The sequence below is a fragment of the Chryseolinea sp. H1M3-3 genome (genome assembly GCF_029360725.1).
GTDB lineage: Bacteria > Bacteroidota > Bacteroidia > Cytophagales > Cyclobacteriaceae > Chryseolinea.
Genome location: NZ_JARKMY010000015.1, coordinates 155,033 through 172,442, shown reverse-complemented (window position 1 = coordinate 172,442; position 17,410 = coordinate 155,033). Strand labels below are relative to the sequence as shown.

General features: G+C 41.9%; 14 protein-coding genes. 6 read left to right on the top strand and 8 right to left on the bottom strand.

Annotated elements, in window-relative coordinates; translation table 11 throughout:
- Positions 1 to 22 precede the first annotated feature (22 nt).
- From P2W71_RS23705 to P2W71_RS23695, 3 genes are all read right to left on the bottom strand, one after another.
- The gene (locus P2W71_RS23705; protein WP_276373893.1) at positions 23 to 1,906 is read right to left on the bottom strand and encodes an Nramp family divalent metal transporter; all 1,884 of its coding nucleotides are present in this window, start codon (positions 1,904 to 1,906) and stop codon (positions 23 to 25) included.
- 11 nt (positions 1,907 to 1,917) lie between these two features.
- Positions 1,918 to 2,580: a metal-dependent transcriptional regulator gene (locus P2W71_RS23700; protein ID WP_276373892.1), complete on the bottom strand. Its 663-nt coding sequence runs from the start codon at positions 2,578 to 2,580 to the stop codon at positions 1,918 to 1,920.
- Between the two features lie 76 nt (positions 2,581 to 2,656).
- Positions 2,657 to 3,775, bottom strand: coding sequence for a hypothetical protein (locus tag P2W71_RS23695; RefSeq protein ID WP_276373891.1), 1,119 nt, complete (start codon positions 3,773 to 3,775; stop codon positions 2,657 to 2,659).
- 17 nt (positions 3,776 to 3,792) lie between these two features.
- On the opposite strand from P2W71_RS23695, the gene P2W71_RS23690 reads away from it, so the two are divergent.
- Positions 3,793 to 4,605 carry a 2,3,4,5-tetrahydropyridine-2,6-dicarboxylate N-succinyltransferase gene (locus P2W71_RS23690; RefSeq protein WP_276373890.1) on the top strand — a complete coding sequence of 271 codons (813 nt, stop codon included), beginning with the start codon at positions 3,793 to 3,795 and terminating at the stop codon, positions 4,603 to 4,605.
- Between the two features lie 87 nt (positions 4,606 to 4,692).
- Entirely contained in the window at positions 4,693 to 5,508 is an 816-nt protein-coding gene (locus P2W71_RS23685) for a DUF3108 domain-containing protein (RefSeq protein ID WP_276373889.1), read from the top strand.
- 51 nt (positions 5,509 to 5,559) lie between these two features.
- On the opposite strand, the gene P2W71_RS23680 is transcribed toward P2W71_RS23685, so the two are convergent.
- The gene (locus P2W71_RS23680; RefSeq protein ID WP_276373888.1) at positions 5,560 to 7,905 is read right to left on the bottom strand and encodes a PAS domain-containing protein; all 2,346 of its coding nucleotides are present in this window, start codon (positions 7,903 to 7,905) and stop codon (positions 5,560 to 5,562) included.
- Between the two features lie 143 nt (positions 7,906 to 8,048).
- Between P2W71_RS23680 and mscL the strand changes: the two genes are divergently transcribed.
- Positions 8,049 to 8,486 (top strand): large conductance mechanosensitive channel protein MscL, encoded by a 438-nt coding sequence (gene mscL / locus P2W71_RS23675; RefSeq protein ID WP_276373887.1) that lies wholly within the window; start codon positions 8,049 to 8,051, stop codon positions 8,484 to 8,486.
- A 37-nt stretch (positions 8,487 to 8,523) separates the two neighbouring features.
- Here mscL and P2W71_RS23670 read toward each other — a convergent pair whose 3' ends face one another.
- The 4 genes from P2W71_RS23670 to P2W71_RS23655 all read right to left on the bottom strand — a co-directional run bounded on the left by P2W71_RS23670 (position 8,524) and on the right by P2W71_RS23655 (position 11,751).
- Complete coding sequence (locus tag P2W71_RS23670; protein WP_276373886.1) at positions 8,524 to 9,414, bottom strand: 3-hydroxybutyryl-CoA dehydrogenase; 891 nt, start codon at positions 9,412 to 9,414, stop codon at positions 8,524 to 8,526.
- Positions 9,415 to 9,551: 137 nt separating this feature from the next.
- The gene (locus tag P2W71_RS23665; RefSeq protein WP_276373885.1) at positions 9,552 to 9,953 is read right to left on the bottom strand and encodes an ArsC/Spx/MgsR family protein; all 402 of its coding nucleotides are present in this window, start codon (positions 9,951 to 9,953) and stop codon (positions 9,552 to 9,554) included.
- Between the two features lie 126 nt (positions 9,954 to 10,079).
- A complete protein-coding gene (locus P2W71_RS23660; RefSeq protein ID WP_276373884.1) occupies positions 10,080 to 10,541 on the bottom strand; it encodes a hypothetical protein in 462 nt (153 codons plus the stop codon).
- A complete protein-coding gene (locus tag P2W71_RS23655; protein WP_276373883.1) occupies positions 10,519 to 11,751 on the bottom strand; it encodes a sterol desaturase family protein in 1,233 nt (410 codons plus the stop codon). Before P2W71_RS23655 ends, P2W71_RS23660 begins: the two co-directional genes overlap by 23 nt.
- A 38-nt stretch (positions 11,752 to 11,789) precedes the next feature.
- Between P2W71_RS23655 and P2W71_RS23650 the strand changes: the two genes are divergently transcribed.
- The 3 genes from P2W71_RS23650 to P2W71_RS23640 all read left to right on the top strand — a co-directional run bounded on the left by P2W71_RS23650 (position 11,790) and on the right by P2W71_RS23640 (position 17,390).
- The gene (locus tag P2W71_RS23650) at positions 11,790 to 12,230 is read left to right on the top strand and encodes a hypothetical protein (protein ID WP_276373882.1); all 441 of its coding nucleotides are present in this window, start codon (positions 11,790 to 11,792) and stop codon (positions 12,228 to 12,230) included.
- 244 nt (positions 12,231 to 12,474) lie between these two features.
- Positions 12,475 to 14,367, top strand: a complete 1,893-nt coding sequence (locus P2W71_RS23645) for a DNA topoisomerase IV subunit B (RefSeq protein ID WP_276373881.1) — start codon at positions 12,475 to 12,477, stop codon at positions 14,365 to 14,367.
- Positions 14,368 to 14,477: 110 nt separating this feature from the next.
- Positions 14,478 to 17,390, top strand: coding sequence for a DNA gyrase/topoisomerase IV subunit A (locus P2W71_RS23640; protein WP_276373880.1), 2,913 nt, complete (start codon positions 14,478 to 14,480; stop codon positions 17,388 to 17,390).
- The last annotated feature ends 20 nt before the right edge of the window (positions 17,391 to 17,410 follow it).

The following is a 17,410-nucleotide window of genomic DNA, read 5'->3' as shown; positions in this document are numbered from 1 at the left end:
GAAGCTGTCAGCGACAAGTAACCTATTTTTCCTTCACCACCAGAACGGGTATATCCACCCTATGCCTTACGGTGTCCACGGTTGCTCCAAAAATAATATCCTTGAAAAACTTATGACCATGAGCACCCATCACCAACAGGTCCGCTTGAAATTCTTTTACCATTTCCGGTATGGTGCTTCGTGGGTTTCCGAAACCGATTTTAATCTCCACGTCGTAACCTTTGTCAACCAACTGATTTTTGTAATTCTCCAAGGCAAGTGTATCTTCGGCTGATTCCTGATCTTCGATATCACTGCCATACACCATGGCACCCGCAGTTTCCACCACGTGCAGCAATAAATAACGCGCATTAATACCGCCCTGAGCAATGGCACTTCGTATGGTTTCATTGTCCATTTTACCAAAGTCTATCGTCACCGCTATACGATGATAAGAAAGCTTGTACGACACATCTAATTTAACTGCGGTGCCATGTGGAATCTTAGTGTCCCGTTCCGCGAATTTTTCAATGAACGGTTTAAACGTGATGTAGAGCAACAACACACCTGCCGCGATACAAACAGGTACCGCCGTTACCCAAACAATCCAGGCGTCGCCGCCGGCAGCAGTGAGCCATACCGTTATTTCCTGTATTACTAATTTTACATTAAGTGTTACAATAATTGCTGCAATCAGCCAGGCAGCAATTTTCATCCAGGGTTTAATTACATATTCACCCATTTTTTCTTTGTCGCTGTTAAAGTGAATCAATGGAATGACGGCAAATCCTAATTGCAAGCTAAGTATCACCTGACTAAAAATCAGCAACGCCCCAGTTTCGGATTCTCCATAGACGAGAATGACAATAAATGCGGGGATGATAGCGATCAGTCGCGTGATTAATCGCCTTAGCCAGGGTGCAATGCGAAGATTCAAATAACCTTCCATTACAATTTGTCCTGCCAGTGTTCCTGTAATCGTTGAACTTTGTCCTGCCGCGACCAGTGCAATACCAAAAAGAATCGATGCCCATTGCGTGCCAAGCATGGGACTAAGAAATTTGTAAGCATCCTGAATATCTTCTACTTCGTACAATCCAGCCTTGAAAAATGTGGATGCGGCAAGTACGAGAATGGCGGCATTGACAAAGAACGCCGCATTCAATGCAATGGCAGAATCGATGAAATTATATTTGATCGATGTCCAGATTCCCTTCGCGTTGCGACTGATCCTCCTGGTTTGTACCAAGGATGAATGTAAGTAAAGGTTGTGGGGCATTACGGTTGCGCCAATAATTCCTATGGCGATATACAGTGCCTGATCATTTGGAATAGATGGAATGAAGCCTTTGGCCAGCTCAGGAAAGTTTGGTTTCGCCAGGAACATCTCAATTAAAAATGCACCCCCGATGATGGCTACCAAGGCAATGATAAATGCTTCAATTTTTCTAATGCCATAACTTTGAAGGAAAAGAAGCAACAGCGTATCTAATACAGTTAAGCTTACTCCCCAGATGAGCGGCAATCCAAATAACAATTGCAATCCGATGGCCATTCCTAAAACTTCGGCCAGGTCGCAGGCGGCGATGGCAATTTCTGCCAGTATCCAGAGAAAAAAATTAACGACTGGATTATATGACCTCCTTGACGCCTGAGCCAGATCTAACTGCCTGACTATACCTAGCCGGGCACTTAAGCTTTGCAGCAGCAGTGCCATTAAATTCGACATCAGCAAAACCCAAATCAAGGCATATCCAAACCTGGCTCCTCCGGCAATATCAGTTGCCCAATTACCGGGGTCCATATACCCAACGCTTACCAGGTAAGCCGGTCCTAAGAATGCAAGCAGTTTCCGCCACCCTTTTCCCTGTGTAGTATCAACCGAAGAGTTTACTTCACTTAAAGATTTTCGTATTGTATTCCCCATTTCCATAATGCTTATCGGGTTGTCAGTGAAACTAAAATGTTTTGTGCGACGGGTTTTGATAAACTCAGTTTCTTATTTTCAACAAGCACTTCAAGACTTTCATCGTATGCCTCCTTGTTCAGCAATTCAATTTTTTTCCCAGGTGTTGCGCCGATTTTATTTAGATACTTCAGCAGTGTGGCATCAGAATCTTTTACCGCTACTATGCATCCCTTATAACCTAACGTTTGCTCATGCAAACAACCGTGTGCCTGTACCTGTACCTTACCGTTACGATCGGGGATAGGCTCCCCGTGGGGATCCGCTTTGGGATAGTTGAGGAATGCATCTAATTTTTCAATCAGCAACGGTGATTGAATGTGCTCGAGTTGTTCCGCGATGTCATGCACTTCATCCCAATTAAACTGCAGCTTTTGCACAAGAAATGTTTCCCACAAACGATGCTTTCGAATAATGCTAAGTGCTTCGGATTTTCCTTGCCTGGTCATCTTCACACCATAGTATTTTTCGTATGAGATGAAGTTTTTGCCGGAAAGCTTTTTGATCATGTCTGTTACTGAAGCTGCTTTTGTATTCAGCATTTCAGCAATCTCATTGGTTAGTACGGCCTTCGTACCTCCCTGGGCAAGATGGTAGATGGCCTTGAGATAATTTTCTTCCGTGTAGCTTAACATGGTATTCTTGTGTTTCTATCAACGGTATCACAAAAATAAAAGTTTAGACTGGTCTAAAAAAATATTTCGGAATAATTTATGTCAATTGGTTGTTAACCGCCGCTAACAGCTTGATTTCTTCAACTTCCCAAAACACATCTTGAGGTATCTGGTCGTAAAAAGTATTGGTTTTTAAGTCCCGAAGAATCTTCTCGGCATGAATGTTTTTTAAATTGAAAGGAATGGCAGCATGATAAGGTTGGCAAATAGCTACCCAAGGCGCATGGTCGATCAGAAGAATAGGCAATTGATAGCCCAGATACTCATACAGCTTCGTTGGGATAGTGTTTTCGGTTGATGGGTTGGAAGGATAAGCGATAATCCCCACATCTGATTGTTGTATCGCTTTAAGGATCTCAAGGTGAGGAATGGGTTCATGCCTTACGGTGAAATGGATGAAGTTCTTCGCGCTGACCAGGTTATTGATTTCATGTTGAACGGTGAGCAATGGACTAAACCCAATAATATGTAATCTGACTTTTGGATCAACCGCATGAAGTCTGCTGGCAAGATCAATGGCGATAAAGACGCCGGTCGTCTCGCCCAGTGTACCGCTAAAAACGAAATGAATACATTGATCTTTGCTGCTCCATTTTCTACCAACTGGTAGCGCCATTTTTTTGACTTTATTTTCAATGATGATTTTATTTTCTCCAATGAACTTGAGTTCCTTTTCGTATCCAGCTTCGGCGAGAAAAAAAATATTTATGTAGGGTGCGGTAATCCATTCCTTAATTCTTACGTACAAGGCTATTAAAACCCGGAGAATAGGAGGGAAAGCATTCGTGTAGAGGATGTTGCGGAAATAGTTTTCACGAACGTCGTAAATGACTTTGCATCGCAGCAGCAGTTTTGCAATCAGACTTACCCATAAGAGTTCATGGGTACCTATAATGATCAGGTGGGGTTTGATGCTTAAGAGCTTTTTTAAAATTCTCAACGGTGACAGTATCCGGTCAATTCCAAGTCGGGTATAGTGTGCTAATGGGTGAAAGAAAATTGATGCATTGCTGTTGTCAACGGTGGCAGTGGTACCAATGATATGAACTTCGTGGTGGCGGGACAAACTCTGCCCTATTTTCTCAAACATGCGCGGATCGTTGACGGGTTTCAGTACCGAAGCGAGGACTATTCTTCTTTTTTTTATTTCTTGCATGCTGAAACTCTAATATAATGGAATTGAAACAACGCATTGAAAAAATTTGGGAAGATCGTTCGCTCCTTCAAAACACTGAAAGTCAGGAGCTCATTCGTAGTGTAGTCGAAAAACTTGACAAAGGCGAGCTGCGTGTAGCCGAGCCTGTAGCGTCTGGATGGCAGGTTAACGAATGGGTTAAAAAAGCAGTGATCATGTATTTCCCTATTCAGCAGATGGAGACGATCGAAGTTGGCCCTTTTGAATTCCACGATAAGATCAAATTAAAACGTAACTATAAAGCGCTTGGGGTACGCGTTGTTCCACATGCCATTGCCCGGTACGGTTCATATGTAAGCAAAGGGGTGATCATGATGCCGTCTTACGTAAACATTGGTGCTTATGTGGATGAAGGAACGATGGTGGATACTTGGGCAACCGTTGGAAGTTGTGCTCAAATTGGAAAAAACGTCCACTTGAGTGGGGGCGTAGGAGTTGGCGGGGTTTTGGAACCAGTTCAGGCATCTCCTGTTATTGTAGAGGATGGCGCGTTTATTGGATCCAGATGTATTCTGGTGGAAGGTGTCAGAGTAGGGAGGGAGGCCGTGCTCGGTGCAAATGTTGTATTGACAGCGAGCTCCAAAATCATTGATGTTACCGGTTCAACGCCTGTCGAAACGAAAGGCTATGTTCCGGAGCGGTCGGTGGTTATTCCAGGTTCTTATGCGAAGAAGTTCCCGGCGGGTGACTTCCACGTTCCCTGTGCATTAATTATCGGGAAGCGAAAGGAAAGCACGGATAAAAAAACTTCGCTGAACGATGCTTTGCGGGAGAATAATGTTTCCGTTTAAACGACTATGAGTATTGGCATATCGTTTGAATTTCTTACACCGGTTACATTGGAGTAACGTGCTTTGTGTAAATTTAATGGTTTAACGATGAGAAGACTTACCCTCAGTTTTGTTCTAATAAGTTTGCTAACAGGTTTCGTCACCTATAGAAATGACGTCTACCCGCGGGTCAAAAACGAAAGTTTTACCCGAGGGGAGGTGATCAATTTCAAAATGACTTATGGAATTTTTACAGTAGGGAAAGGTAGTGTAAAGGTCCATCCCAATTATTTTAAGCTTAACAACCGCGACTGTTTTAAAATTGATGTACATGGAAGAACGGTAGGCTTTGTGGATTGGGTAGCCGATGTTGATGACCAATGGGGCGCTTATATTGATACTGCCGCTATTCTTCCACACCAGTTTTACCGAAGAATTCGGGAGGGGAGATATAAAAAAGATGAATGGACTTTCTTTGATCACATAAACAAGAAGATCGAGGTGAAAACCATGGACAATGCCACGGGCAAGTTTAAGGAATCCAAATTTTATGATGCACCTCCCCAGGTAAGAGATATGATCGCAGGGTTCTTATACCTGCGTAACATGGATCTTAGCAAAATTAAACAAGGGGATACGGTGGTGGTCACCGGTTTTTTCGAAGACGAGTTTTATAAAATGAAGATCGTTTATCATGGAAAGCAGACCATCAAAGTAAAAGCCGGCAAAATCAGGACGTTGGTGTTTAAACCGGTAATGCCTCCAAATAAAGTTTTTGAGGGCGAGAATTCCGTCACGGCTTTTTTCTCTGATGATAAAAATCGTATCCCAGTAAAAATCGACGCAGAAATGTTTATCGGAAGTGCTGGCGTTGAGCTAACCAGCTATGAAGGACTAAGGAATCCTTTGAATATTTCCGATTAGGAATTGGAAGGTTAGCCAGGCACCACTTGCAATGCTTTGATTGCTCTTTAGCTATTCCTCTTCCATCTGGTGTTTATTGAAATTGATGGTGAGTGTGGTACCCACATTTTCCTGACTCTTGATCGTTATTTCTCCACCCATTGTTTCGATTTGATTTTTGATCATGAATAATCCGATGCCTCGGCTTTCGGGGTGCTTATGAAAAGTTTTTTGGAGTTTGAAAACCTGGTGACCATGCCGGTCCATGTTTATTCCTAGTCCGTTATCTTTGATTTCTAAAATAATATCGTTTTTGTCATAGTACGTTTTAACATGAATAACAGGTTTTTGATTGGGTTTGCTGTATTTGAGTGCGTTTGTTAGAAGGTTGAGAAAAATACTCTCCAGGTAAATATGTGGATAACGGATAGAAGGCGCACGCGAAAAATCACTGTGGATTTCAGCTGATGTCTCAGCAATCTTCGCACTGATCATCGTTTTTACTTGCCCGAAAACTTTGTCAAACTCAAGGGTTTGCTTCTCGATGTTTTTATTCTGTTTGACTTTGAGAACTTCGTTAAGCTCATCGAGTGTGGTCATAGCGTTAGCTGCTGACTCTTTCAAAAATTTGATAAATTGTGCTTTGTCTTCCTCGGACGAGGAGTTTTCCATAAAGGTTAATAACGACGTAATATTGCCCATTGGCGAACGCAAGTTGTGAGAGACGATTTGTGTGAATTCTTCCAATTGCTCATTCTTTCTTTGGAGGTCTGCTGTGATGGATTGCAGGCGGGCATTTTGTTCAAGGATCTTTTGCTCAATTAATTTCCTTTCGGTGATATCTCTCAATTCAGTTACTCGAATATTTCGTCCTTTATAGGGAACAACCTTACCACTTATCTCGAGCGCATACCTTGTTCCGTCTTTATGAATTCCCTCTACGTCATAGGGCTTTTCGTAGCCAGATAAAATGTTTTGCAGTACGGTCTCACGATATTCAGGAGCAATTAATAACCTTACACCATCTTTACCGATCAGCTCCTCCTGAGAATATCCGGATATTACGCTGAGACCTTTATTGCAATCAATAATTATTCCTTTGTCATGTAATCCGATTCCGCCGAAGGAGGCCTCCTGAAGTGTTCTAAATCTTTGCTCACTTTCCTTTAACGCTTCCTCTATCTTTTTGCGTTCCGTGATGTCCTGCGCTACGCCAATGATTTGTGTTACATTTCCTTTTTCATCCTTCTGAAAAACGGTGTCCCGGCTATGAAACCATCGCCACTCGCCAGATTTTGTTCTCAACCTGTATTCTGCGTCTTTAACGGTTCGGCTACGCTCATTCGACCATTGCGTTAAATTCTCTACGTCGTCAGGGTGAACTAATTGAAATATGAGGTTCTTACCCATTGCTTCAATTTCCTCCCATGTCCAGCCCAGCGTTGTTGTGATATTGTGGTTCACATAAATGTTTTCCTGTTCTATGAGATTGTAAACATACAGCATTCCTGGCATCGCATTCTCCATGCTTTCTTTGAACTTATTGCTCTCCAGTAAATCTTTTTCAATGCGAACTTTTTCGGAAATGTCCTGCATGGTACCCAGCATCCGGTAAGGCTGACCTGTCTCATCAAGGAGAAAGATTCCTTTGTCGTGAATGTCTACATATGATTTTGACTTGGACTTAAATCGATAATGTATGTCGTACAGCTTCAGGCCTTGTCTTGCGATTTCAAGCTGGTTAAGTGCTTTTTTCCGGTCGTTACGATGGATGAGGTTTGTCCAGGATTTAAAATTGCCCAACTCATCTTTTTTGTATCCTAACACTTCCTGAAGTGCACCTTCCCACTCAATATTTCCTGTTAGTAAATCATAATCATAAATGATGAGATTGGATGCTGTAACAATTACTTTATATCGAGCTTCCCATTCCTTTCTTTCAATTTCACCAAGTTTAATGTTGGTGATGTCATAAAAAGAACCAATCATGCGCTCGGGATTCCCTTTACGATCGCGGTGAACTTTGCCAATTGCTTCAATCCATCTTGGAATTTCATGAGCTTTGGAAATTCTATATTGAACAAAATACTCTTTATCACTTTGAAGACATTTTTTTATTTCCGCTGAGACCAGTTCCCGATGGTCGTCCTTCAGCAGCTTCATAAGAGATTCATATGATCCTCTGAATTTCTTTTTTGATGTTCCAAAAATCTTATGTGCGTTGTCGGATAGCCAAATTTGATTTTTGAGAATATTCCATTCCCAAAGACATGTTGTAATATTTGAAAGTTGATTGAGGGGCTGTTGATCTCGCGTGGAGACTTTTATTTTTTTGGGGAAAGTTTTTTTTGCTGCTTTCGATAGGCCGGATTTGATGGATCCTTTTACCTTGAGGGATTTTCTTTTTCCGGCCGCCATAGACAACAATGATTTCTTCGTAAAAGTTAACCAATAAATTCTGGAAAACCTGCGAGAGGACGCATCAAAGAGGAACTATGTTATTCTTTGTTGTTTAAAGAATTAGCGCTAATTTGAAAACAGCAAACCTAACCCTCTCTGCCATGCTAAAAGAATTTAAAGAATTTGCTCTCCGTGGTAACGTCATGGATCTCGCCGTTGGTGTAATTATCGGTGCTGCCTTCGGAACAATAGTAAATTCAGTAGTGAATGATTTAATCATGCCTTTGGTAGGCATTGCTTTTAAAGCTGATTTTTCAAATCTCTATTGGCCGTTATCTGAAAAAGTATCAGCTGCTTTGGCTACGGATCCGAATTTGCCATTGGATAAAGCAAAAGAACTCGGGCCTGTTTTTGCCTGGGGAAATTTTATTACAGTAGTTCTTAATTTTATCATTCTTGCGTTTATCATTTTCCTCTTGGTAAAAGGAATGAATAAATTGAAGAAGAAAGAAGAAGCTAAACCTGCTGCGCCAGCCGAACTTCCTCCGGATGTTAAACTGCTCGCGGAAATCAGGGATCTGTTGAAAACCAGAGCGTGACGTTCTGCATATATATGTTAACGTTAGTGGGTCAAATTTAGCGGCGAAACCTGTCGGCTATCAGTAGCTCCTTATTACTTGTTTGATAATTGTAAAACCCGCGTTTACTTTTTACACCGAGCTCACCTGCTTGTACCATTGTTACCAGTAATGGGCATGGTGCATATTTTGCACTTCCAAATCCTTCATGGAGCACATTTATAATGGACAAGCATACATCCAGCCCGATGAAGTCGGCTAATTGAAGTGGTCCCATTGGATGTGACATTCCTAATTTCATCACAGTATCTATTTCTTCCACACCTGAAACGCCCTCGTACAAAACATATATTGCTTCGTTAATCATAGGCATCAGAATTCTATTGGCTACAAAACCCGGAGCATCGTTCACTTCAACGGGGATCTTGCCGAGTTTTCTTGAGATGTCCATCACCCGCTTCGTCACTTCGTCGCTGGTACCTTTGCCTCGAATAACCTCGACCAGCTTCATCACTGGTACTGGATTCATAAAATGCATACCGATAACTTGCTCTGGATGTTGTGTTGCAGCGGCAATTTGGGTGATAGATATAGACGATGTATTTGACGCAAGGATCGCTGATGGTGGCACTACTGAATCGAGATCACTGAAAATCTTTAATTTTAATGAGAGATTTTCTGTCGCGGCCTCTACAATTAATTCAGCAGATGCTACGCCCTTTTTCAGATCCGTATTGATTACAATGTTTTGTAACGACTGATTTTTTATTTCTTCTGTGATAATTTCTTTTTCTACCTGTCTGGTTAAATTTTTTTGAATTGTATTCAATGCCTTTTTGAGCGCATCTTCCGAAATATCAATTAAAGAAACCTTGCACCCGTGTTGCGCAAAAACATGGGCAATGCCATTCCCCATTGTTCCGGATCCAATAACAGCAACGTTCATCATACTTTTTTTTGAGCAAGATAAGAACGTTAGGCGTTAACCTTTATTCTATCAAAGGAAAATTGGCTCCGGCATATGTCAACAGTCGCCTAAGCGATAGACAAGCTTGAATTAGCTGATTGGCTGTTAAGGTTTAGGTGCTACTTTCTTAAATGTGGTAGAGCCTTCTCACTTTTATCGCGCATGCTTAGTTTAAAGAGATCGGTAGGCGTACAGCACAACACAGCCTTGCCATTATAAATTGCAATGGGAGCCTTTAGTAACTGAGGGTTATGCATGACAACGTCTAACCATCCATTCATGGTAAAGGTATTGTTAGCAACTTTTTGTTTGTATTCAGGATGGGATTCATCCAATAAGTCCTGAGGAGCCATGCCTAAAAGATTCATCACTTCTTTCCAATAGGTCGGTCCAAGTTTTTCGTGCAACGTATCAACTTCGTTGATGTGGCTATTGATGCTGCATGCGATAGCCTTCGTCTGTTTACCCGTGTTGCTTTTTGGATTATAAAGCAAGAAAAGCTCATTAGGATGGAATTGCATAAATGAAAGGGTTTAGTGTTAGACAAAATGAAGTTACCTAAAACTAAGTGAATTTCAAACGATTGCCCTGCGGATTCAATTGTTGAAGGGTGCGGGCTCTCTTATGAAAGGCTTTAAAATACCATTTTATTCAACAGCGATTTCTTTTGCCAAACCCATTGCATTAAACCGTATGACCAGTTTTTTGGGCTCGGTAGTTACCGTATCGGAGCAGGATTTGGAAGGCTGAAGGAAATAGTAAAAGAATTTTTGATTCCGTTTGTAAAGTTCGTTTGCGTCAGGCTTTCCCAGCAGTTCGACAATTTCCTGCTGGCTGAGTGCCAGCAATTTGTCTGCTTGTGAGTTCATGGCATCCACCATTGATGCACGTTTGCCACTACACGCAAATTTATCCTCTTTCCAAATGGCGAGATCGACTTGTTCTAACGCCGGTAATTCCTTGTGACCGCAAGCAGCAACAAACAAAACGAGGACGATAAAATACTTGTTGAATTGTATTTCTCTTGCTCCCGAATTTGAATCTCCCCATACCAACACTTTGCACCATAACACTTCAACATGCTTCTTAAACCATCTGTATATAAACATTTCTTTTTTGTATAGCGTAAAACCAGGTGACTGAAATAATTAAATAAACTCCGGCTAAAAAGTAAAGAGCAATCGGCCACCCGTTAAGAAATGTAAGAATAACAAGCAAGGTCGGATAAACAATGATGCGGATCCACTCAGAATATTTTGCCCAGCTTCGCTGTTCGAAAAGCACACCGCTGTTGATTACCACGATGGAGATTAAAATGGAAATAATAATTTTCTCTATTAAATTAAACTCACCTGCTTTGCCTAGAAACAATGCTGTGGCAACCAAACACAAAATGTATTGAAAGAGAACATATAGGTTCAATGCCATTGGAGCAGGCGTGTCATATTTTTTATAAGAAAGCTTGTCCACTTCCGGAGCAGGTCGGTATCCTCCCAGATATTCGGGCAGCCATCCGGGTTTTTTAAAAAGGTATTTCACTTTGTCTGTCCAGTACGGAATTCGCTTAAGATCTTTTCCCATTTCAATATAGTGGCTGACATTTGCATACGCCGCATTCCAACTGTTAATAGGTTTAGTAATTCCATACGTCGGCTTTTCTTCTTCTGCCTGAAAAGTGCCGAACATCTTATCCCAAATGATCAGTGAACCTGCGTGGTTTTTATCAATGTACTTGGGATCACGGCCATGGTGAACCCGGTGATGGGAGGGAGTATTAAAAATATATTCGAACCACCCCAGCCTACCGATGGTCTCCGTGTGAATCCAAAACTGATAAAGTGTATTGAGGGCGGAAATTAATGCGAAGTCCAGGGTTTGAAATCCAAGTAAAGCGATGGGTAGATTAAAGGCGAACGTCCAGACCACCTGCAATGAACTTTGTCGTAAAGCCACTGACAGGTTGTAATCTTCACTTTGATGATGCACGACATGACCACCCCAGAATAAATTGATCTCATGGCTCATGCGGTGCGCCCAGTAATATGCAAAATCTACCAACAGAAACAGCAGTACCCAATACCACCACGTTTTGTTGTCAAGTGTAAAAAACGCAAAGTTGTCATAGAGCACTTCATAAATTCCGATCCCGAAGATTCTCAAAAATAAGCCTGATATCTGTGATGTGATGCCACAACTCATGTTGGCAATTGCGTCAGGCAAACGGTATAACTCCTTATGGGTAAATCGTTCAATGAGCAACTCCACTCCAATAAGGATAAAAAAAATTGGAATCGATAAAACGATGGGATTAAGGTTCAAGCAATTTATCGTTTAACTTGCAACCAAATTTACGAAACATGGCTTTAAAAATTAGTAAGGGTGTATGGTTTCTTTCAATGGTGGTGGCACTATTGTCGCTGCTGTATGTTTATGCCAGTCTGCCCCAGGAAGTGGTGGTTCAGGATGATGCCGGGGCAAGAGTTTCACTGAGCAATGAAGTGTTTTTTTACATTGCGATGACCTTGATCGCTGTTATGAATGTGATGGTTTTCATTATTGCCAAGGTCTTTAAAACTAATGAGGAGTTGAGGACATGGTTTAATGGACTGGTTACCACGTTGAATCTCTTTCTGATTATTGGAATGAGTTTTATTTCTCTTTATAACAGCAACGAAAGATTCGATTTTGAAAGAATAGCGTTTATCATTTACGGAAGCCTGGGCTTAACCGTTCTGTGGGCAGCGGCCTGGCCAATTTTCCATTTTTTTAAGCGCTTCAATACTAAACTGATGGTGTAGCATAATTGATACTAGCTTCTGGTAAACAGATCATTAACGCATTGTATTTAATAAATTTTTGTAGTTAAAAATTAAGGAAAGGATGTTGTTGTGATTTCAAAAATTCTTTTATTAGGAGCGAATTGACTTTTTCTGAGTCCGGGAGGGTTTTCTACAGGCCCTCCCGGGCTTAACAAAAACTTTTTTGACTTATATAATTTGGATTTTTTAGCCTTTCATCTCTTTAATTATTCCGAAAACGTGTATGGGGAAATCTGAAAAGCCTGCGGCTATGTTTGAGTATGATGAATCGAGTATTAAATCGCTCGACTGGCGTGAGCACATTCGCTTGCGACCTGGAATGTACATCGGTAAACTGGGTGATGGCTCATCCAAAGATGACGGGATTTATGTGCTTGTGAAAGAGGTAATCGACAACTGTATTGACGAGCACATGATGGGCTACGGCCGTACCATTGATGTTACCATTACTGAATCGAAAGTCACGGTAAGAGATTATGGACGAGGCATCCCGTTAGGGAAAGTCGTAGATGTGGTCTCCAAAATAAATACTGGCGCTAAATATGATTCGGGTGCATTCCAAAAATCGGTAGGCTTGAATGGCGTGGGTACCAAGGCTGTGAACGCGCTTTCGAATTACTTTAAGGTGCAGGCGTTTAGAGAAGGGCAGACTAAAGTTGCCGAATTCAAAAAGGGGATAATCGTCGCCGATCCCAAGATTGGTAAGACCTCTGAAAAGAATGGTACACTCGTTGAGTTTGAGCCAGATAACACCATGTTTAAGAACTATCACTTCATTCCTGAATACCTGGATGATCTGATGTGGAATTATGCATTTCTAAATGCCGGCCTTAGCATCAACTGCAACGGAAAAAAATTCTATTCGAAAGACGGATTGTTGGATCTCCTCAGGCAAAAAGTATCTGCTGATGAGATGCGGTATCCCATTATCCAATTTAAAGGTAAGGACATAGAAGTAGCATTCACCCATGGTAATCAATATGGTGAGGAGTACTACTCTTTTGTTAACGGTCAGAATACAACGCAAGGTGGCACACACTTGGCCGCCTTCCGCGATGGTCTGGTGAAGGGTGCCCGCGATTTTTATAAAACTGATTTTGACGCAGCCGATATTCGTGCATCCATCATCGGTGCAGTGGCGGTTCGTATTCAGGAACCGGTGTTTGAATCTCAAACAAAAACCAAGTTGGGTTCCATCACCATGGCGCCCGATGGAGCACCAGTTAAGAATTACGTCAGTGACTTTGTCGCGAAAGAGTTGGAGATTTTTCTAAATCAGAATAAGGAAACCGCTGAAGCATTAAAGAGACGGATTCAGCAATCTGAACGGGAACGAAAAGAAATTGCCGGTATCAAAAAGCTGGCAAACGAGCGTGCAAAAAAAGCAAATCTCCACAATCGTAAACTTCGCGATTGCCGCTTCCATTTTGACGATGAGAAGAGTACGCGAGGTCTCGATACCGTAATTTTCATCACCGAAGGTGACTCCGCCAGTGGGTCCATCACCAAATCGCGTGATGTAGAAACTCAGGCAGTATTTAGTCTTCGGGGTAAGCCATTGAATTGTTTTGGGTTGACTAAAAAGGTTGTGTATGAAAACGAAGAGTTCAATCTGCTTCAACATGCCTTAAATATCGAAGACGGGCTGGAGGGCCTTCGATATAATAAAGTCATTATTGCCACCGATGCTGATGTCGATGGCATGCACATTCGTTTACTCCTGATGACTTTCTTTCTTCAGTTTTTTCACGAGCTGGTAAAAGCTGGTCATGTTTTTATTCTTGAGACTCCACTATTTAGAGTACGCAATAAAAAAGAAACGATCTATTGCTACAGTGATGAAGAGAAGCAGGCTGCAATGATAAAACTTGGTGGAAAACCCGAGATAACCCGTTTCAAAGGCTTGGGAGAAATCTCACCCGAAGAATTTGGAGCATTTATAGGTGATAATATCAGGCTGCAGCCAGTCATCATTCATAAAGACGATCATCCGCAAAAGATCCTGGAATTTTATATGGGAAAGAATACACCAACGCGTCAGGAATTTATCATTGATAACCTGCGAATTGAACTGGATGTGGTGGAAAACAAGGAAGAGGAAGTGGTCAGTGAGTAAGTGACCTTCTTAGCATTACGGATAAGGAAACTGAATCTTACTTCTTCATGTCAGGAAGAGAATAAAAGTAATACGATAGTAGAAATTTGAAAGCCCTGCTTTAACAAATCATGAGCAAAAAAAAATTTGTACCAAGACCAAATGAAGAATCACCGAAGTCTAATGGCAACGGTAAGGGTGGTGAAGGCGACGTTATTCATACCATAGACATTGACGGTCTTTATCAAAATTGGTTTCTTGACTATGCTTCTTATGTAATTCTTGAGCGCGCCGTACCACGTATTGAAGATGGGTTTAAACCTGTTCAGCGCCGCATCATGCATTCTCTTAAGGAGATGGACGACGGCCGCTTTAATAAGGTAGCTAACGTCATCGGAAACACCATGCAGTACCATCCCCACGGGGATGCAGCCATAGGCGAAGCGATGGTTAATCTCGGACAAAAAGATCTGCTCATCGAAACACAGGGTAACTGGGGTGACGTTAGAACAGGAGATAGTGCTGCAGCCCCACGTTATATTGAAGCCCGTCTTTCTAAGTTTGCACTAGATGTAGTTTATAACGCGCAGACTACTGAATGGCAACTCACGTACGATGGTCGTAAAAAAGAGCCTGTTACGCTGCCGGTGAAATTTCCATTACTGCTTGCGCAGGGTGTTGAAGGTATCGCAGTAGGATTGTCAACGAAGATACTTCCTCACAACTTTTGCGAATTGATTAAAGCGTCGATTGACGTACTCAAAGAGAAGAAGCCCAAGATCTATCCCGACTTCCCGACAGGCGGTACAGCTGATTTCTCGGAATACAATCAAGGCCTCCGCGGTGGTAAAATAAAGGTTAGAGCCAAGATTGATATACTGGATAAGAAGACACTCATAATCAAGGAAATACCCTTCTCCACCACGACTACTTCTTTAATGGAATCCATTGTTAAAGCAAGCGAAAAGGGCCAGATCAAAGTCAAGCAGGTGATTGACAACACAGCAAAGGATGTGGAGATCCAGATCCTATTGCAATCGGGGCAGTCGCCCGAAATCGCCATGGATGCATTGTTTGCTTTTACCGATTGTGAAATCAGCATTTCGCCTAATTCATGTGTGATCGTTGAAGACAAGCCTCATTTTCTTCCCGTTAATGAAATCCTTAAATACAACACGCAACAGACAGTGGCGCTGTTGAAGAGCGAACTTGAAATCCGCAAAGGGGAGTTGAAGGAGAAAATTCTATTCTCGTCATTGGAAAAGATATTTATTGAAAACAGAATCTACCGGGAGATTGAGGAAGCCGAAAGTTGGGAAGAGGTCATCAGTAGAATCGATAAGGGATTAAAACCGCATAAGAAGAAATTTTACAGGGAGATTACGGAAGATGATATCGTAAGACTAACCGAAATCAAGATCAAGCGAATTTCGAAGTTCGATTCCTTCAAGGCTGACGAACAGCTTAGAGACCTTGAGAAAGAACTGAAAGAGACAGAATATAATTTAAAACATCTCACAGATTATGCCATCGCTTATTACCAGAAGCTGTTGGAAAAGTATGGCAAAGGCAGAGAGCGTAAGACGGAAATTAAAAGTTTCCAATCCGTTACGGCTACCGAAGTTATTGCCAATAACCAGAAGTTATATGTAAACCGTGACGACGGCTTTATTGGTTATGGCTTGAAAAAAGATGAATACATCTGCGATTGCTCGGAACTGGATGACGTAATCGCTATTCGGAAAGATGGTAAGGCCTACGTTGCGCGCATCCAGGAAAAAGTATTTGTTGGGAAGGACATCCTTTACGTGGGCATTTGGAAAAAAGGAGACGATCGAAAAGTTTATAACGTGGTTTATACCGATAGTAAATCAGGTAAAGGGTTTGCCAAACGCTTTACCATGCCAGGTGTCATCCGCGATAAAGAATATGATCTTACGCAGGGACATCCGAACTCAAAAATTCACTATGTCAGCGGAAATCCTAACGGTGAGGCTGAAGTTGTGGAAGTCACGCTCTCTCAATCCAGTACAGCACGCAAGAAAGTTTTCGAGTTTGATTTTGCCGAGCTGGAGATAAAAGGAAGAGGAGCGCGCGGAAATACGATAACGAAATATCCCATTCGTAAAGTAAAATTATTAAAAGCCGGCACTTCTACATTAAGCAAGCTCGACCTTTGGTATGACTCGGACTCAGGGCGCCTGAATAAAGATAAGCGAGGAAAATATTTAGGGAAGTTTGATGCAGACGATCAACTCATCGCCTTTACACGAAACGGCGCTTATAAGATCACTAACTATGATCTGACGAATCGTTATGAACCGGAGAAAACCTTGCTGGTTGAAAAATTCAATCCCCTGAAGCCCGTGTCTGCCATTTATGTAGATGGGGAAAGTAAGCAATACATGGTTAAACGTTTTCTGATTGAGACCATCACCCAGGACAAAGAATTTGGATTCATATCGGAAACAATCGGCTCACGCCTCGTACTGGCAACAACGTCAGAAACACCGGAGGTTGAACTTGAAGTTGTTAAAGGCAAAGACAAAGGGAAAAGCATAGAGATTGTTAATCTTGAAGATCTGATTGATATAAAAGGTTGGAAAGCCCTGGGCAATAAGCTCTCGCAATTTAAAATTACGAAAGCCACCCTTGTTCAGGAGGAAGAAACCGGCCCAGAAGTAGCAGAAAGTGACAGCGATGAAGAGACGTCTGAAACCGAAAAGGAATCTCAGGCGTCAAAAAAAAAAGAGCATCCAAGTCAGCCGCAGGAAAGCCAATGGCACGAAAAAGGGGAGCAAGCAAGCCTCTTCGGGGAAATCCCAAGGCCGCAGCAAGCAACCCAGCAAAAACCAAGTCAGGCAAAACCAAAAGTCAAGCAGCAAAGCCTCTTCGGGGAAAGCCCGCAAAGCGAAAAAAGTGAAGAAGCGGTAGCTAATGATCGTAAAAATGTCTCTGAAGGTGTTAAGCCTTTAGATAAGACAGATAAAAAAGAAGACGGCAAGGAATTTGGTGTTGGTTCCACTATAGAATTGGAAATTTGATTTCCTTAAACCTTTCGCGG